The following is a 17,030-nucleotide window of genomic DNA, read 5'->3' as shown; positions in this document are numbered from 1 at the left end:
TTAAAGTAGACATGCAGAGAAACTCTCTGTAAAATCTACTCTAAGGGGTAATTTTACATTTAACTAAATTTATGGAGGTTAACTTATGAAAATATTGTTTTATTATATTTTATTTATTAATTTATACGGAGTAATAGTTATGTATTACGACAAAAGCAAATCAATAAAGCATCAATGGCGCGTACCAGAATCAAGAATCTTTTTAATATCGCTTATTTTAGGCAGCCTAGGAATATTTTTGGGAATGCATCTATTCAGACATAAAACTAAGCATAAAAAGTTTACGATAGGCATACCTCTAATACTTATCATTCAACTATATTTATTAAGTAAATTTATATTTCATCTATTTTAACTTAATAAATATAGTATCCTACATCGAATAACTTATAAAAAGTCATGAACCCTCATGTTCTTTTATCCGATGACTACCCGCTCTAATACACCCATCGTACTCTGTGAAAGCGATTCGCACCAAATCAAAGATTTGGGCTCTCTGCTTTTCTGCAAGTGGGAGTAAAGAGCGGCTATGTCCCTGGATAACGACTTCTAAGCTTCAGATGGAGGTTAAATGCTTAAATGGCATTTAACGGGCAGAATTGCCCAGTGGTCGCAGACAAACTCCACCTGAAGCCAAAAATTCTGTTTATAATAAGAGAAAAATCATAGATGCTTACTTTTATTATTTCTATTAAAACTGAATTACAATATAATTATTATATTATTTATAATATTTTTATAAAACGAATGTATAAACTCTTAATATATTGTATAATTTTAATATGTATAAATAAATTAATAATAATTTAGGAGAATAAAGATGGATAGAACAATGCAGGATTATTATTTTAACATATTCTTAAATCTAATAAGAACTACATATATGAACTTAGAAAAGAATTGGGAAAATGTAGCCAAAGAATCCGGTCTTACTCATGCTCAACAACACGCTTTGTGGATTTTGAAATTTTTAGATGGACTTACTTTAGATCAACTGGGCAATATAGCCCTTTGGAATAAATCAACTACTTCAGCATTAATAAGCCGTTTAGAAAAGAAAGGATATATTAGAAAGGATAAGTATTTAAATAATAGCAGGGTTATTAAAATTTATATTACAGCAGAAGGAAAATCAGTGCTCGAAAATAGCGTTGCTACAAAAACTGCTTATGAATTCATGGGCCTTTTCGGACAGTTCGAGGATAACGAAATAGAATCATTCTTAAGAACATTGCATAAAATTACAGGTATGGTTGGAACATGGGATTTAACAGACTTTGAAAGGTTTTTGGATATATCTTCTGAAAAACTACTTATCAAAGAAACTGAATAATAATCTTAAATGCTCCTCTGTTTTGTTTTTAATTATAATAATTTATCATAATTTTTTATATATATTCATATACTCAATATGTATTTATTTATTGCATAGGAGGTACCGTGAATATGAACAATGAGCAACTATTAGAGATACACAGTAGACCTGTGGAATTTGAAAATATAAAATATATCTATGTTGAAGATGACCGTTCTATTCTAGTTAAATTAAATAACTCTATATTAAAAATATCAAATGTTGATTATCAATATAAAAACAGTGTATGCGAAATTATTGACCCTGACAATTGTGTATTTGTTGATAAGAGTTATTTGGACAACATGTTTAAATAATTATGCCAGAACTTATACTAAATACTGCAATACAATTTGAAGCAAAAAAAGATACTGGAATTTAACCAGTATCTTAATTAGGAGGCTATTATAGACTCATTTATTTAGAGTATTAAATCTTATCGTAATATATAATTATTTAATTTTCAGAAATATTTTGTCAATTTTAGTAGCACTGCAAAATTACAGTGCTACTAAAGGGGACTTTATGAATATTATTTGTATGTTTGGGTTTGTTATTTGGTGTACATCTTTATTATATGATTTAATTATGTAATAACTATTTCTTTTTTGGAAACATTTTGTTAACAACAAAAAGTGCTGATTTGTACTCAGCACCTTGATTTTAAACCCTATAGACTAGTTTAAAATTTTATCAAACATATCACATAATTCTTGCAAGTATTGTTCTCTTACTTTGTTCTCAACATTTGGAACACTGCCTAAAAACTTATGTTGAACTACTTTCATGCCGCAGAAACTAAATATTCCTATATCACAAGTCTGTTGCATTGAATTAGTCATTCCGTAGTTATCGTAAGTTTCACATGAAGTTCCCATAGGGGTTACAATGATTACCTTTTTGTCTTTTAATAAAGCTGATGAACCTTTTTGCTCATTTGTTGAATTATCTTTTCTTTGGTTAGAATTTTCAGATTCCTTGCTATTGCTATCTGGTTTTTCACTAGAATTCTGCCTTGAATTATTTGAACTTTCTTTTGACGTATCCTGTTGTTTCGAACCTCTGCTTTGCTGCTTTTGATCACTGCTTTCCTGCTTAGAAGCCAATCCGTAGGAAAATACTCTATCGATATATCCTTTAAGAATAGCCGGCATACCAGTCCACCATATCGGATATATAAAAGTAATTAAATCAGCCCATTCTATATAATTTTGTTCTCTTTTGATATCTTCTGGAGTATTACCTCCGCATAGCCCTTCAAAATCAGCTGCCCTTAAAATTGGATCAAACCCTATAGAATAAAGGTCTCTTACTTCTGTTTTACATCCCTTTTTCATAGAACATTCTTTAGCCTTTTCTAAAATGGCATTGGAAAAACTAGCTGAACTAGGGTGAGCATAAATAATTAAATGATTCATAAAGATGCCTCCGAATTATAATATTTCAATTTAAAACACCTCTATGTTTATTTTTACACTTATTGTTTTTACTTATCCAAATTAATTTAAATTTTCAAAATTAATTTTTAGGCCAATTGATAATTGATCTATTATTCTGTTTCTTATATGAATATTTGCTTTGATCTTTCTTGCAAAGACTTTTCTCAGTTAGTTTATTATTAAAATAATTCATATATTTACCCATCAAAAATGAATCATCCACAAAATATCTGTCCAGTTGTTTTTTATATGTCTTAGCATAGTTACTATTAACATTAGGAGGGGTATTAGGGGTTTTAGAGGCTTTAGTATCACGTCGCAGAACTGGTTGTTTTTCACTTAAAATTATGGAAATAGCTAACAACGCAAGTGTACTCAATACAAATATTAACATCATATTATTACATTCCTCCTTTTAGTCAGAACACTGGATAATTTTGCTTCTTTCCCTTCGGGTACTGGGTAACTTAAGATTTTCGATTCCGCTCACAAGTTACCTGCAAAAGTCCATTTAGGACTTTAACCTCCTATTATAAATATAATACTCAATAACATTCTGTTACTGTAAGTATATTATAAAACTTGAAAAAATTCACTACTTTTTTATTGAAAATTTCAAATATTCAAATATATTTTTATTTAATTATTATCTTATTTAAATTTCAATAGACAAGTGTTTTCATAATATAAACATAATATTATCCAAATTCTATACTTATATACCTTTATGATTAATATTTCAAAATATAAAAGTTCAGTGATGTGATCACTGAACTTAAATTACTATTTTTTCATTAATTCTTTTATTTGGATTATTAATAGGTACTGAAGATATTAATTGGCTAGTGTAAGGATGCTTTATCTTATATCCAGCATCTTCATTGTCTATAGTCTCTACTATACTGCCCTTATACATTACCATTATTTTAGAACATAAATATTTTACTGCACTTATATCATGAGATATAAATAATACGCCCATGTCATTAAAACTATTTAATTTTTTAATCATGTTCAAAATTGACGCTTGAGTACAAACATCCAAGCTCGATATAATTTCATCGCATATTAGAAATTTAGGCTCTAAAATTAGTGCTCTACATATGTTTATTCTCTGTCTTTCTCCACCACTTATATCTAATGGATATTTGTTTAATATCTCCTCCTTAAGATTAGCAAAACAAATTATATCCTCAATTTTCTTTATTTTTTCTTTTCGCAGTATTTTATAATGATTGTTTAGAGGTTCCATCAAAGAGTCTAATACTTTAATGTTGGGATTAAGTGAAGTCATAGTATCTTGAAATATTACCTGACAGCTTTTTCTAAATCCTTTTATTTCTTCTCTTTTTAACGCCCAAATATCTTTATCGTTATACTTTATATATCCATTTGTAGGCTTTTCTAATCTCATTATTAAGCGAGAAAGAGTACTTTTACCACAGCCACTCTCTCCTACCAGTCCTACTACATCTCCACTATCTATATTAAAGGAAATGTTATCTACAGCTCTTACACTTTCGCCTTGAGATTTAATTAAAGATAACTTTGTTTTATAAATTTTAGACAGATTATCTACTTCTATTAGCATACTTCCAATACCTCTCTATCAAAGGTTGCTTTAATTAATGAAATTGTATAGTTATGCTTTGGGCTATTAAAAATTTCAAATACATTTCCCTTTTCTACTACACAACCATCCTTCATAACAATTACATCATCAGCCATCTCCGCAACCACTCCAAAATCATGGGTTATTATTAGTATAGATGTATTGAATTTCTTTTGTATAGCTTTAAATTGTTTTAGTATCTCCTTTTGCGTAGTAACATCTAAAGCTGTAGTAGGCTCATCGGCAATTATTATTTCAGACTCCATAAATATTGCTGCAGCTATCATCATTCTTTGAAGCATGCCACCACTTAATTGAAAAGGATATTGCTTTAAGATTATTTGTGGATTTTGCAAATTCAAGCTTTCCATTATATCACAGAATTTGACTTCAAACTCTTTTCGATTTACTATCATATTGCTGGATATCAAATCGTAGATTTGTGATCCCAAAGTTAAAGATGGATTAAAACAATTTATAGGATTTTGAAATACAGAAAATATCTTCTTTCCTCTTATATCTCTCATTTCTTTATCAGACATTTTAACTAGGTCTTGGCCCTGAAAAAGTATGCTGCCTTGAGAAATAGATGCATTCTTAGGAAGCATATTTATAATAGACATAGCTGTCATACTTTTGCCACTTCCACTCTGCCCAACTATGCATGTTATCTTCCCCTTCTTAGCTTCAAAGCTTATTCCTTTAACTACTTCCTTAACTTCATTTTCAATTTTAAACTCTGTTTTTAAATTCTTTATTTCTAAAATGGTTTCCAATAGAACACCTCCATTTTTAGTTTATATTCCATTCTTCTACATTCCACAAGAACCCAGCACCATGATGTCCAAGTACCTTTTCCTTTATACCAGAAACTCTTTTATTTACCCCATATAAAGCCTTTAGATAAACTGCAAAATTAAATGCAGGATCTTCTGATAATTCTTTTTGGAATTCTGCATAGTATTTTTTTCTTTCATTCTCATCGGATGTAGTTCTTGCTTTTTGTAGTGCTTCATCTACTTTTGCATTTGAATACGCTCCATAGTTATCCCCACCTTTAATTTCACTTGAGTGGAATAGTTTAAAGGTATGATCGTCTGCATCAAATGGACTTCCCCATCCAAGTACAAAAGCATCACATTGATCTATTTTTATTACACTCCAGTCAAGCGCATCTACTTTTACATCTGCACCTATCTTCTTAAACTGAGAAGCAAAATATTCTGCTATTTTAACTCTAACCTCATCTGTTTTTGGAGCAGTTACAGTAAAGGCTAACTTCTTGCCATCCTTAACTCTTATGCCGTCCTCTCCTTTTTTCCAGCCAGCAGCATCTAAAAGAGAATTAGCTTTATCTAAGCTATAAGTGTATTTTTCCACATCAGCATTGTTAAATTTATTTATTTGTAGAGGTGAATATGCTTCTGAACCATAGCCTAACAATATTCCATCTACCATTCCTTTTCTATCTAAGGCATAGTTAAAGGCTTTTCTTACATTCGCATCTTTCCATATATCTTTTCTCATATTGTACATCAAGCATCTATAATCTGCTGTATCAGCTTTATATACCTTTATATTATCTAACTTTTCAATTTTGCTTACTTGACTTGGCTCAAGATATGCCAAATCTATTTCTCCAGTTTGAAGTTGCATTGCTCTAACATTGTAGTCAGCTATAAACTTAATTACCAGCTTTTCTATATTTCCTGTTTTTCCATAGTAATCTTTAAATTTAGTTAATGTAAGATTATTATCTTTCTCCAATTTTTCAAACTTAAAAGGACCTGCTCCTATTGGTTTTTGGTTAAACTCAGCATTATTTATGTCTTTTCCCTCTAATGCATGCTTTGGAACTATTCCTAAAGTAAGCTTGTCTAGTAGAGGTGGAAATGGTTTTTTCACAGTTATCTTAACTTCGTAATCATTTACAGCTTGTACATCTTTTATCTCATTAAATTCTGGTCTTATTTCTGAATTCACTTTTTCATCTAACACACTTTTTAAAGTGAAAACCACGTCTTCTGCTTTAACTTCTGTACCATCATGAAACTTGATTCCTTTTTTCATTTTAAAGTCATATGTTAGTTTATCATCAGATATAGTATAAGACTCTGCTATTTCAGGCTTTGCTACGTTATTCTCATCAAATCTCATTAAACCTCTAAAAATCAAATCATTTGTAAGTGCATGAGATGATAACAATATTGGGTTTAACTTTTCATCTTCAAACTCTGCACCATATACTAAGGTCTTACCATTCTTTGAAGCTTGTTTTGTAGATGTAGCTTCTGACTTACCACATCCTGTAAACACCGCTGAAACTACTAGCATACAACTTAATACAATACTTGTTACTTTTTTCTTATTCATATGTATCCTCCTTATTGTAACTGTTTAAAATTAAATTTGTTTTTTATTTTTAAGCTATGCATAGGTAACCTTCTTTTTTAGATATTCACCAATAAAGTTAATGCAAAGCATAGAAATTACTATAGTAGAACCTGGAAATACAGCTACCCACCAAGCTCCTGATAAAATATCGTTTTGTGCATTATTAAGCATATTTCCCCAAGATGGTGTACCCTGCGGTACTCCTATTCCAAGGAAGCTCATAGATACCTCCATAAATATAGACTGAGCACAGTTTAATGTGGATATTACCACAATAGCTGGCATACTATTTTTAAGTAAATGATTGATTAATATTTTCCACGTCGGTGTTCCCATTACAATGGCTGCCTTAACAAAGTTCTTATCTCTTAGTTCTGAAAACTGTGATCTTACTATTCTGGCTGTAGAAAGCCATGATGTACAACCAATTACTAATATAATACTTGTAAGCCCCCCTCTAATAATAGCTTGAAGTGCAAGCATTATTATAAGTGTAGGTATAGCGAGAAATGTATCTAAAAGCCTCATCATATAGTTATCTACCCTTCCTCCAAAATATCCGCTTATTCCACCATATATTATTCCTATAGCAGTCGATATCATTACTGAAAAAATTCCAACGCTAAGAGAAACTCTGCCTCCATATAGAATTCTCGCAAATATATCCCTTCCCATTGAATCAGTCCCCATTATGTTAAAACTATTTGGCCTTTGAAGCACCTTTGATAACTCTACATCATAAGGGTTGCTTTGAACTATGATTGGCGCGAAAATCGTTGCTAGAATTATAACTGAAAGTATAGTTATCCATATAACATGTGTTTTCTTTTCCATTATGTCACCTGCTTTCTTAATGAAGGATTTATAGAAAGCTCTAATATATCTGTTATAATTATGCTTATAACTACCAAAACTCCTGTTATAAAAATAGTTCCCATAAGCAAAGGATAGTCTTTAGAGTTTGCCGCTTTAACACTTATCATACCTAAACCTGGCCAGGAAAAAACTGTTTCAATCATAACAGAGCCTCCAAAAAATCCAGGTATAGTTATGCCTAAGTAATTTATAAAAGGTACTAATGCATTTTTTATAATTCCCTTCATGATCTTTTTTTCTTCCATCCCATTTGCTCTACATGCTGTTACATAATGGCTATTACTCTCATCTTTAACTTTTTCCTGAATAAATCTTGCATAAGCGCCAACATGGGAGATAACCATTACAGAAACAGGCATTATAAGATGCTTTATAACGTCAATCATACTTCCATCTCCACTTATGCTTTTGTTTCCCGATGAAGGCAGCAGCCCAAGTTGAACTGAAAAAACTATTATAAATAAAAGAGCTAACCAAAAAGAAGGAATAGAATAAAATATAACACTTAATCCACTTATAAATTTATCCCAAAAGGAACCTTCATTAAAACCTGCTTTTAAACCTAATGTAAGTGAAAGAATAAGTATTAAAGTTATTGAATTTAAAAACAACATTAGAGTATTTGGTATTCTCTCTTTTAGTATGTCTGCAACCTTTCTTCCCTCCAAATAAGATACTCCAAGGTCTCCTTTTAACATATTGGTTGTCCATTTTATATATCTTTCAGCTACAGGCCTATCAACTCCATAATTTTTATTTATTCTTGCTCGCTCTTCTGTAGTAAGTCTATCAGCTAATGGACCATATAAAGCTGTAGCCGGATCGCCAGGGGCAGCATTAATAATAGCAAAACTTAGTATGCTGAGAAAAAATATTACAAACAGCCCTTGAAATATTCTTTTTACTATAAATCTTGAAATCATTGCATATTCCACTCCTCAGCATTCCATAGGAAACCTTCTCCATGATGACCTAAGACTCTTTTAGTACTATATCCTGAAATTTTTTTGTTTACCCCATAAATTGCTGTTAAATATACATCCATACTAAATGATGGGTCACCTGCTAACTCTTTTTGAAATTCTGCATAATACCTTTTTCTTTCATTCTCATCCGTCGTAGTTCTTGCTTTTTCTAAAAGTTCATCCACTTTAGGATTTGCATAGTGCCCAAAGTTATATCCACTTCCATGTTCTGCTTGACTGGAGTGAAATATCTTGTAGGTATTGTCATCTGCATCAAAAGGACTTCCCCATCCAACTACAAAAGCTTCTGTATCTTTGATTTTCATTGCTTTAGGGTCTCTCGCATCTACTTTTATATCAAAGCCAACTTTTTTACCTTGAGCTGCCACATATTCTGCAATTTTAACTCTAACTTCATCATTATTTCTTGCAAATAGTGAAAATTGAAGCTTTTTACCATCTTTTTCTCTTATTCCATCTGCACCTTTTTTCCATCCTGATTGTTCTAATAGTGCATTAGCTTTGTCAATATTATATTCATATTTTTCTACATCCGGATTGTTAAACTTATTAAGCTGAATTGGAGAATAAGCTACTTCACCATATCCAAGTAGTATTCCATTTACAATTCCCTTCTTATCTGTAGCATAATTCAAAGCTTTTCTAACATTCACATCTTTAAATAATTCTTTTGTTTTAAAGTTAAACATTATACCTCTATAATCAGCTGTAGGTATTTTATTTAGAACAATTTTGCTTTCTTTTTCTAAGTTAGCAACCTGATTTGGTTCAATTAAAGTTGCATCAATTTCTCCTGTTTTTAATTGCATAGCTCTAACATTAAAATCTGGTATAAATTTAAATATAAATTTATCTATATTACCTGTTTTTCCGTAATAATCCTTAGATTTTATTAATGTTAAACTATTACCCTTATCCCATTTTTCAACTTTAAATGGACCTGCTCCTATAGGTTTTTGATTAAACTCCGCCGTATTTATATCTTTTCCTTCAAGTGCATGCTTTGGAACTATTCCAATAGTAAGCTTATCTAGCAGCGGTGGAAAAGTTTTTTTCAAAGTAATCTTAACTTCGTAATCGTTAACAGCCTGTACATCTTTCACTTCCTCAAACTCTGGCTTAACTTCTGAGTTTATCTTGTCATCTAATACGCTTTTTATAGTAAATACTACATCTTCTGCTTTAACTTCTGTACCATCATGGAATTTTACACCTTTTTTTATTTTAAAATCATATGTGAGCTTATCTTCTGATATAGTATAAGATTCCGCTATTTCTGGCTTTGGAACATTATTTTCATCAAACTTCATAAGCCCTCTAAAGATTAAATCACTAGCAAAAGCATGAGATTGTATTAATATAGGATTTAGTTTTTCATCTTCAAGCTCTGCTCCATAAACTAAAGTTTTTCCCTTATTTGCATCAGCGTTAGTTGCTACATCTTGTTGTTTGCCGCATCCAGTAAATATTGCTGAAATTACAAACAAAAGACTTAGTAAAATGCTGGTGACCTTTTTCATTGTAGTACCTCCTTAGATTTTGCCATTTAATTTTGTTAATTATATACTTAATTATTTAGCAATTTTTATGCCAACATGACAAACCTAGTGGAACTAATATTTCATCAAGTAATTTTATCTAAATGATACAATTTTAGTTTCAAAATGATAATAAAGGTTTAATTTTATCATTTTGAAACCAAATGCACGTGATTCAAAATTGTTCATTTAAAACAAAAGTACTTAAGTGCAGGAGGGCTGCTCTTAAGTACTTTTGTTTTAGGGTTTTAGGCTTTTAGGGTTAAAAATTTATTTCAAACTACACTTATTATATAAGCAATTTTGATGCCAATAAGAAATTCTCTAATTTACATGACATATAGTTTATATTTTATCATTTTGAAAATATTCTTTGTTTCAAAACGATAAAATCTTTGAAATGAGTTTCATTTCGAAACAATGTTTGTAAATCTAATTTATTAAATACTAACTTAGTTTTATATATGAATTTTCTAAACTCAGCAAAAAAGCTTTCCAATTCTATAGTTTGAAAAGCTTTTCATTTAATCTATTTTGCTATTGTTAATTTTTTATCTCCAGAGCGTATTTCTACATTGTTTAATCCATTTTCCTCTAATTCTCTTTCATATTTTTCTTCTAATTTACAAACTAACTTTAAAAAATCATTAAAATTTTCCTCATTTATATCTTCTTTAAGCTTTTTAGCAGCATCTCTTCTAGCCAGTTCAATTGGGAGCTTGGACCAAAATACATAGTCATCATATTCATAAATTTTTTCTCTCATATGCTCATCAAACTTTTTAGTTGGAAAGTATTCCTTAAATTCTTCATCATATTCTACATAATCTTGCCATCCATATTCTTTCGCAAGAGAATATATATAGTACTCAAGTCCTTCATACTCCTTATTTATCTCCTCTTGATCCCTAAAACCATTGATTAAGATATTTCCAGCATAAACTAAATCCATTAAGAGCTTATACTGCTTTTTAGTAAATTCTATTTTCATAACACATATCCCCTTTATATTATATTATGTAAATATGCAGAATATTTATAAATTTAACTTATTTCTATAATACTATACTAACTTATTTCTATTAATTTTTCCATAAATTTCACAGTTTATTAACCTATTATTTAAAATTTTTATTAAATTAATTTACTTATAAACCTTATAATTTATTATGATTATGATGTAAACCTTATTTTTCATTAAATTAAAACGGTAAATAGAGCTATTTGGTTAAATTATGATTTATTTACACATTGTAACCAAACAGCTCAATGTTTTACCTAAATATTCTAAATTTAGCTCTTGTCCCATCTTTTTGGTTGTTAAACATAGCCATTATATCTTCTTTATCTATAATACGTATATCGTCATTTATATTTCCAATTATCATATCTTTAGATGGATTGCTGCGCCTTCTTATCATTTTACAACACTCCTTTCTAAAAATATAATATCCTTCTAGAAAGCTTTTATCCTAGTATTTAATATCCTAATTAGCTGTTATTCTGCTATTTTTGGAAACAAAAATAAATTATTAAATTAATTTTATATAACTTAAAATTTATACATATTATAAATTCTTTTACCTCTTGTAGCATCTCTTAAAACTTTAATTATTTCTTTTATCAAGGAGTTTAATGGTGCACAATCACTTCTTAGGTCTCCATAAATATCTATGTTATTTCTTTAAACTATCCTGCTAATATTTTATACGAACTTATAATTTCTATAGGTTTTACGCCTTGAGCAATAAGCTTTATAATATCTGACTTTATGCTATCATACCTTTTGAAAATGTTTTTAGCTTTTTCAACATTGTCATTATGATAAACTTTCCAATAACCTACAAGTAAACATTCTCTATTAGGACAGCTTGAAAATATAGCTACATCTTCTACAGGGTATCCTAAAAAAATTCCTATTTCATGAGGACAAATTTTTTTGAACCGCTGGCTTAAAAGAGTTAAATATTCCTGTAAACTCATATTTTCTCTATATCCAAATTTCTTTAGAAAATATATATTTCTTTTCTTCTTTAATATCTCTAATAACATATTTTCATCGTAAAATAGTACAACTGAGCTTTCCTCACTAGTGTTTAATTCAAAAAATTTTATTTTTAATTTACCTTTTAATTCATGTTTAACTTCTCCCCATACTTTCTTTTGATTTCGATTGTATTTATTAAATATTAACAAAGAAGAAGGTTTTTCACCTACTAACGTCGGTCCAATACTATGGGCTATTGTTGAAAATAAATAATCCTTTTCATTGAAGTTTTTTACAATATTTATATAATCATTTAATTTCTCTTTCACCATAATCCTATTCTCCTTTAAGTTACTTTAAAATATCTTGCTACTACTACGCTATTACTAATTTATTTCTTTCTAATTATCATTTGTAAATTCATAATATATTTTATATAATTTATCCTTAGAAATATTTAACAATGCTTTTATATAATTGATAACGATTCTCATTATCATATTAATTTTAATATCTTCTCTGATTTCTGTCAATAAACACTATGCACTTTTAACCAAAACTTTTAACTGATATATAAAATGATTTTCCCAAACAATACAGGATTAACCATTAAAGACTCTGTGTACATTTTAGAATTTTTGATTGTGTTTTGTAGAATTTCATTATAAAATAAAGTAAAAGCAATAAATTTGTCAAAATATCAATATAATTAAGAGGTAAAAAATGAAAAAATTTAAAATAATTACTGATAGTTGTTGTGATTTACCCACGGCATATATTAAAGAGCTCAATATCCCTTTTGTTAGCTTAACCTATCATTATAATAATATTGAAAGACTTGATGATTTTGGTACAAGCTATTCATTAGAAAACTTTTATGGGGATATAAGAAATGGCGAAATGCCAAAAACCTCACAACCTAGTACTCAATCATTTTATGACCAGTTTAAAAAAGTACTTGATGAAGGAAATGATATATTATATATAGGTGCTTCCAGTGGTTTAAGTGGTACTGTAAATAGTGCAAATATAGCAAAAAACATGCTGCAAGAAGAGTATCCTAACTTAAAAATTTGTATAATTGATATTTTAACAGCATCTTTAGGGCAAGGTTTAATGGTTTTAAAGTCGCTGGAAATGCAGAAACAAGGAGCTTCTATTGATGATATAATGAACTACTTAGAGGGAATTAGACAAAATCTAAATACTTTTATGATAGTAAATGATATCAATTATTTAAGAAAAGGCGGAAGAATATCTGCAACTGCTGCATTTGCTGGCATGCTATTAAATATAAAACCTTTCTTAACAATAAGTAATATTGGCAAAGTGCTTCCTTTGAACAAACTTAGAGGAAGAAAAAAAGCTTTAAATGCCCTTTTTGAAAAGGTTTTAGAAAAAATAGAAAACCCCGAAGAACAGACAATAGGTATATCTCATGGAGATTGTATAGAAGATGCCTTAACATTAAAAAATCTTATATCAAGTAAAATAAAGGTTAAGGATATTATAATGAGCTACGTTGGACCTGTTGTAGGTGCTTATGGTGGACCAGGTTCACTTGCTGTATTCTTTTTAGGTAAAGAACGAGAGATTCATATTGAGGCTTAAATATAACTAATGACATTTAAAGTAAGAAAATCAGCTCAAAATTCACGTGTAAATTTTGAGCTGATTTATTATTTTTTATTTAACATTTTTTTATAATTCCAAGCAAATTAGTATTGCTTCCCTCTAACTAGCTTGATTTATTATCTAGAACTCTATAAACAGAATTCTAAGCTTCAGATGGAGTTTTGACTCCATCTGAAGCTTAGAATTCGTTATCCAGGGACATAGCCACTCTTTACTCCCACTTGCAGAAAAGCAGAGAGCCCAAATCTTTGATTTGGTGCGAATCGCTTTCACAGAGTGCAAGCAGAGAGCCCAAATCTTTGATTTGGTGCGAATCGCTTTCACAGAGTTCGATGGTAGTATTAGAGCGGGTAGTCATCGGATAAATAAATTGTCCAGTTTCTGGTGACTGTATAACATTATTTAAATTTTAATTTTTTATATAATTTTACACCACTTTATATCATAATTTTTATTACTTTTCATTCTAAGTATTACATCTTATGGATAGCTTTCCTTTAATTTTATAGTTTAATAATTTTAAAACTGTACAAACTGTAATTATAAAACATATAAAAATTTTATAAATTTAAGGAGGTTAAAGTCCTAAATGGACTTTAACGGGTAATTTTGCTAGGTAAAAGTTCTAAATAAACTTTTATGGGTAACTTGTGAGGTCAAAGTTCTAAATGAACTTTGACGGATAACTTGTGAGCTGGGGCGAACGTGTTAAGTTATCCAGTGCCCGAAGGGAAGCGAAAATCTTAAGTTACCCAGTGCCCAAAGGGAAATAAGTAAAATTACCCCGTGTTCCGACTAAAAGGAGGAAGTAACTTATGGCAAGCAGAAATAGAGTATTAGTTCCACAAGCAAAAGAAGGTCTAAACAGATTTAAAATGGAATCCGCTAGAGAAGTAGGCGTAGATTTAAAAGAAGGCTATAATGGAGATCTTACTTCCAGAGAAGCAGGTTCAGTAGGCGGAAACATGGTTAAGAAAATGGTAGAAGCTTACGAACAAGGTTTAAAATAATATAGGCAAAATAATAACTCTATATGTTTATAAAAGCATATAGAGTTACCCTGAATTTGAGTTAGGTAATTTTTAAATTACCTAACTTTATTTATATTTTAAATTGTTGTATTAAATCATTTAATCGCTCAGCAAGTTCCGTTTGGCTCTGCGATGCTTTTGCTACTTCTTCAATTGCAAAAGTATTTTCGTCCACACTTCCCATTATTTCCTGAGAACTTGCAGCAGATTCTTCTGCAATTGCTGATACATTTTCAATAGAACTACTTATATTACTTATAGATTCTGCTACTAAACCAACAGCATTATTTATTTCTCCTGCTATATTATTAATAAATTCAGCGTCTTTTTCATATTGTAATCCTGTATCAACTAACAACTGATAATCTGACTTTACATTGTTTTCAACAAAATTTAAAATTTCTTCAGCATTCTGTGAAAGGTTATTAAATACTTCTCTTACTTCAACAACCATGCTTTGTATACTCATAACAGTTTGAGCTGATTGTTCAGCAAGTTTTCTAACTTCTTCAGCAACTACAGCGAATCCTTTTCCATGTTCTCCAGATCTAGCAGCTTCTATTGCAGCATTTAATGCTAGTAAATTGGTCTGCTCTGCTATACTTGCGATAGACTCAGCCATAATCTTTACATCATCAACTATTTTACCACTTTCAATAGCTTTGGCTATTTTTAAATGTTTTTCTTCATAAATTCCTATTGCTACTTTCATGGAATTTTGTCCTCTATCTTTTATTTGTGATGCACGACTTTGAATTTCCTGCGAAGAATTATTTACTTCTGCCGATTTATTTGTAAGATTACTTACAATAGAATTTATATCATCAACTGAAGTATTAACCTCCTCTGTGGATGAGCTCAGCTCCTCGGTGCCTTTTGATACATTCTTTGTAGCTTCATTGATAGAATCCATCTTTGATGATATTTCCTCTATGGTAGCTGATAATTCTTCACTGGAAGAACTGATTTCCCCAGAACTGTCAGCTATTTGTGTTATTAATTTACTCATATTTTCATTAGCTTTTGAAAGTTCCTTGGAAAGGGATCCGAATTCATCTTCTGAATTGACTTCTATGGTTTTAGTTAAATCTCCATTTCCAAGAGCTGTACCAAAATCAAGAATTTTCTTTATTGATGATGCAATATAATTGCTAAACAATAATATTGCTAATATTATAACTGCTATTGTAGCTAAAATTACAGGAATAAGCTTATATATAAGAACATTAAGTGGTGAATACAATTCTTTATCTGGCATTGTAAGCACAAGAACCCATCCAGTTTCAGCTATTGGAGCAGAATAAATTATATTTTTCCCATTGTTATCAGTAAAACTTCCTGTAGATTTCTTCCCTGACATTATGTTTTTTGATAGATCGGCAAGACTTTTATTATTATCGTCCTGTAATTTCGTCTTCATAATTTTTGAAGAATCACTCCCTGCTATATAAGTTCCATCCTTATCCACAAGAAATGCTTTACCAGTTTGTCCAATTTTTATTTCCTTAATCATCTTTTGAATTCTAGTTAAGTCTATATCTGCAGTTGTTACACCTAAAAGTTTTTTATCCTTATCATAAAATGGTACTGCTAAAGTTACCATTGATATCTTCGTCACATTATCTAAATATGGAGGTGTCCAAACTGCTTTTCCCCCAGAATTTGCTCCTGCCTTATACCAACTCTGCTCTGTATAGTTGTAGCTTTCTGCATTATAGTCATCTGTATAAACTAAATCTCCATCACTTTTATATGCATATGGCCCAAAGTGTTTAATATCAGATTTATATTTATATGGCTCAAACCATACCCCTGCACCAAGAGTTTCATCGTTAGAATTTACATAAGATTTTAGCATTGATACATACTGCTCTTTATCCATAGTGTTCCCTACTACTTCTACTGTTCTTGCTAAAGTTACAGGAATTTTGCTATGATTAGTAAGAGACTTTTCTATCGAAGAAACAGTACTATCTAACTTTTCATTCATTTGTTTATCAATTTCATTATTTATAAGGTTTTTTGAGGTTTGATAACTTATTGCAGATAAACTTAACATAGATAGTATAATTAATGGTAAGAGTAATGTTAATATTCTTGTTTTTATTCTTTTAAATTTAATTACTTTCATTAAAATCACCTCAGATAAAAAATTTTGTCTTATCTTATTAGTATATT

17 protein-coding genes are annotated in these 17,030 nt (G+C 29.9%); 5 read left to right on the top strand and 12 right to left on the bottom strand.

Annotated elements, in window-relative coordinates:
* Positions 1-85 precede the first annotated feature (85 nt).
* The 3 genes from I6U51_RS18820 to I6U51_RS18810 all read left to right on the top strand — a co-directional run bounded on the left by I6U51_RS18820 (position 86) and on the right by I6U51_RS18810 (position 1,671).
* On the top strand, positions 86-355 hold the full coding sequence (locus I6U51_RS18820) for a DUF1294 domain-containing protein (RefSeq protein WP_211144108.1): 270 nt from the start codon (positions 86-88) through the stop codon (positions 353-355).
* Positions 356-820: 465 nt separating this feature from the next.
* On the top strand, positions 821-1,333 hold the full coding sequence (locus tag I6U51_RS18815; protein ID WP_211144107.1) for a MarR family winged helix-turn-helix transcriptional regulator: 513 nt from the start codon (positions 821-823) through the stop codon (positions 1,331-1,333).
* Between the two features lie 113 nt (positions 1,334-1,446).
* On the top strand, positions 1,447-1,671 hold the full coding sequence (locus I6U51_RS18810) for a hypothetical protein (protein WP_211144106.1): 225 nt from the start codon (positions 1,447-1,449) through the stop codon (positions 1,669-1,671).
* A 360-nt stretch (positions 1,672-2,031) separates the two neighbouring features.
* Here I6U51_RS18810 and I6U51_RS25355 read toward each other — a convergent pair whose 3' ends face one another.
* The 11 genes from I6U51_RS25355 to I6U51_RS18755 form a co-directional block, all read right to left on the bottom strand.
* Positions 2,032-2,772, bottom strand: a complete 741-nt coding sequence (locus I6U51_RS25355) for an NAD(P)H-dependent oxidoreductase (protein ID WP_211144105.1) — start codon at positions 2,770-2,772, stop codon at positions 2,032-2,034.
* A 100-nt stretch (positions 2,773-2,872) separates the two neighbouring features.
* Positions 2,873-3,190 (bottom strand): hypothetical protein, encoded by a 318-nt coding sequence (locus I6U51_RS18800; RefSeq protein WP_211144104.1) that lies wholly within the window; start codon positions 3,188-3,190, stop codon positions 2,873-2,875.
* A 378-nt stretch (positions 3,191-3,568) separates the two neighbouring features.
* Positions 3,569-4,384: an ABC transporter ATP-binding protein gene (locus I6U51_RS18795; RefSeq protein ID WP_211144103.1), complete on the bottom strand. Its 816-nt coding sequence runs from the start codon at positions 4,382-4,384 to the stop codon at positions 3,569-3,571.
* Positions 4,378-5,181 (bottom strand): ABC transporter ATP-binding protein, encoded by an 804-nt coding sequence (locus tag I6U51_RS18790; protein ID WP_211144102.1) that lies wholly within the window; start codon positions 5,179-5,181, stop codon positions 4,378-4,380. Before I6U51_RS18790 ends, I6U51_RS18795 begins: the two co-directional genes overlap by 7 nt.
* Positions 5,182-5,197: 16 nt before the next feature.
* Positions 5,198-6,778: an ABC transporter substrate-binding protein gene (locus I6U51_RS18785; RefSeq protein WP_211144101.1), complete on the bottom strand. Its 1,581-nt coding sequence runs from the start codon at positions 6,776-6,778 to the stop codon at positions 5,198-5,200.
* 54 nt (positions 6,779-6,832) lie between these two features.
* Complete coding sequence (locus I6U51_RS18780; RefSeq protein ID WP_211144100.1) at positions 6,833-7,633, bottom strand: ABC transporter permease; 801 nt, start codon at positions 7,631-7,633, stop codon at positions 6,833-6,835.
* Positions 7,633-8,598: an ABC transporter permease gene (locus tag I6U51_RS18775; RefSeq protein ID WP_211144099.1), complete on the bottom strand. Its 966-nt coding sequence runs from the start codon at positions 8,596-8,598 to the stop codon at positions 7,633-7,635. The genes I6U51_RS18780 and I6U51_RS18775 overlap by 1 nt, the downstream gene beginning before the upstream one ends.
* Entirely contained in the window at positions 8,595-10,181 is a 1,587-nt protein-coding gene (locus tag I6U51_RS18770) for an ABC transporter substrate-binding protein (protein WP_211144098.1), read from the bottom strand. Before I6U51_RS18770 ends, I6U51_RS18775 begins: the two co-directional genes overlap by 4 nt.
* A gap of 547 nt (positions 10,182-10,728) precedes the next feature.
* Positions 10,729-11,190, bottom strand: coding sequence for a hypothetical protein (locus tag I6U51_RS18765; protein ID WP_211144097.1), 462 nt, complete (start codon positions 11,188-11,190; stop codon positions 10,729-10,731).
* A gap of 283 nt (positions 11,191-11,473) precedes the next feature.
* Positions 11,474-11,620, bottom strand: coding sequence for a hypothetical protein (locus tag I6U51_RS18760; RefSeq protein WP_178908825.1), 147 nt, complete (start codon positions 11,618-11,620; stop codon positions 11,474-11,476).
* Between the two features lie 268 nt (positions 11,621-11,888).
* Entirely contained in the window at positions 11,889-12,518 is a 630-nt protein-coding gene (locus I6U51_RS18755; RefSeq protein ID WP_211144096.1) for a DUF3793 family protein, read from the bottom strand.
* Between the two features lie 391 nt (positions 12,519-12,909).
* Between I6U51_RS18755 and I6U51_RS18750 the strand changes: the two genes are divergently transcribed.
* Positions 12,910-13,797 carry a DegV family protein gene (locus tag I6U51_RS18750; protein WP_211144095.1) on the top strand — a complete coding sequence of 296 codons (888 nt, stop codon included), beginning with the start codon at positions 12,910-12,912 and terminating at the stop codon, positions 13,795-13,797.
* 839 nt (positions 13,798-14,636) lie between these two features.
* Entirely contained in the window at positions 14,637-14,831 is a 195-nt protein-coding gene (locus I6U51_RS18745; protein WP_211144094.1) for an alpha/beta-type small acid-soluble spore protein, read from the top strand.
* 91 nt (positions 14,832-14,922) lie between these two features.
* On the opposite strand, the gene I6U51_RS18740 is transcribed toward I6U51_RS18745, so the two are convergent.
* The gene (locus tag I6U51_RS18740; RefSeq protein ID WP_211144093.1) at positions 14,923-16,983 is read right to left on the bottom strand and encodes a methyl-accepting chemotaxis protein; all 2,061 of its coding nucleotides are present in this window, start codon (positions 16,981-16,983) and stop codon (positions 14,923-14,925) included.
* Between the last annotated feature and the right edge of the window lie 47 nt (positions 16,984-17,030).

This window comes from Clostridium aciditolerans (genome assembly GCF_016316925.1).
Classification (GTDB): domain Bacteria; phylum Bacillota; class Clostridia; order Clostridiales; family Clostridiaceae; genus Clostridium_AM; species Clostridium_AM aciditolerans.
Note: the sequence above shows the minus strand (reverse complement) of the source record. Positions and strands in the feature narration are given on the sequence as shown.

Excerpts from the sequence above, each read along its gene's own strand:
- I6U51_RS25355 (WP_211144105.1), bottom strand. The coding sequence starts at position 2,772 with ATGAATCATTTAATTATTTATGCTCACCCTAGTTCAGCTAGTTTTTCC.
- I6U51_RS18760 (WP_178908825.1), bottom strand. The coding sequence starts at position 11,620 with ATGATAAGAAGGCGCAGCAATCCATCTAAAGATATGATAATTGGAAAT.
- I6U51_RS18800 (WP_211144104.1), bottom strand. The coding sequence starts at position 3,190 with ATGATGTTAATATTTGTATTGAGTACACTTGCGTTGTTAGCTATTTCC.
- I6U51_RS18795 (WP_211144103.1), bottom strand. The coding sequence starts at position 4,384 with ATGCTAATAGAAGTAGATAATCTGTCTAAAATTTATAAAACAAAGTTA.
- I6U51_RS18770 (WP_211144098.1), bottom strand. The coding sequence starts at position 10,181 with ATGAAAAAGGTCACCAGCATTTTACTAAGTCTTTTGTTTGTAATTTCA.
- I6U51_RS18780 (WP_211144100.1), bottom strand. The coding sequence starts at position 7,633 with ATGGAAAAGAAAACACATGTTATATGGATAACTATACTTTCAGTTATA.
- I6U51_RS18740 (WP_211144093.1), bottom strand. The coding sequence starts at position 16,983 with ATGAAAGTAATTAAATTTAAAAGAATAAAAACAAGAATATTAACATTA.
- I6U51_RS18750 (WP_211144095.1), top strand. The coding sequence starts at position 12,910 with ATGAAAAAATTTAAAATAATTACTGATAGTTGTTGTGATTTACCCACG.
- I6U51_RS18820 (WP_211144108.1), top strand. The coding sequence starts at position 86 with ATGAAAATATTGTTTTATTATATTTTATTTATTAATTTATACGGAGTA.
- I6U51_RS18775 (WP_211144099.1), bottom strand. The coding sequence starts at position 8,598 with ATGATTTCAAGATTTATAGTAAAAAGAATATTTCAAGGGCTGTTTGTA.
- I6U51_RS18745 (WP_211144094.1), top strand. The coding sequence starts at position 14,637 with ATGGCAAGCAGAAATAGAGTATTAGTTCCACAAGCAAAAGAAGGTCTA.
- I6U51_RS18785 (WP_211144101.1), bottom strand. The coding sequence starts at position 6,778 with ATGAATAAGAAAAAAGTAACAAGTATTGTATTAAGTTGTATGCTAGTA.
- I6U51_RS18810 (WP_211144106.1), top strand. The coding sequence starts at position 1,447 with ATGAACAATGAGCAACTATTAGAGATACACAGTAGACCTGTGGAATTT.
- I6U51_RS18815 (WP_211144107.1), top strand. The coding sequence starts at position 821 with ATGGATAGAACAATGCAGGATTATTATTTTAACATATTCTTAAATCTA.
- I6U51_RS18765 (WP_211144097.1), bottom strand. The coding sequence starts at position 11,190 with ATGAAAATAGAATTTACTAAAAAGCAGTATAAGCTCTTAATGGATTTA.
- I6U51_RS18755 (WP_211144096.1), bottom strand. The coding sequence starts at position 12,518 with ATGGTGAAAGAGAAATTAAATGATTATATAAATATTGTAAAAAACTTC.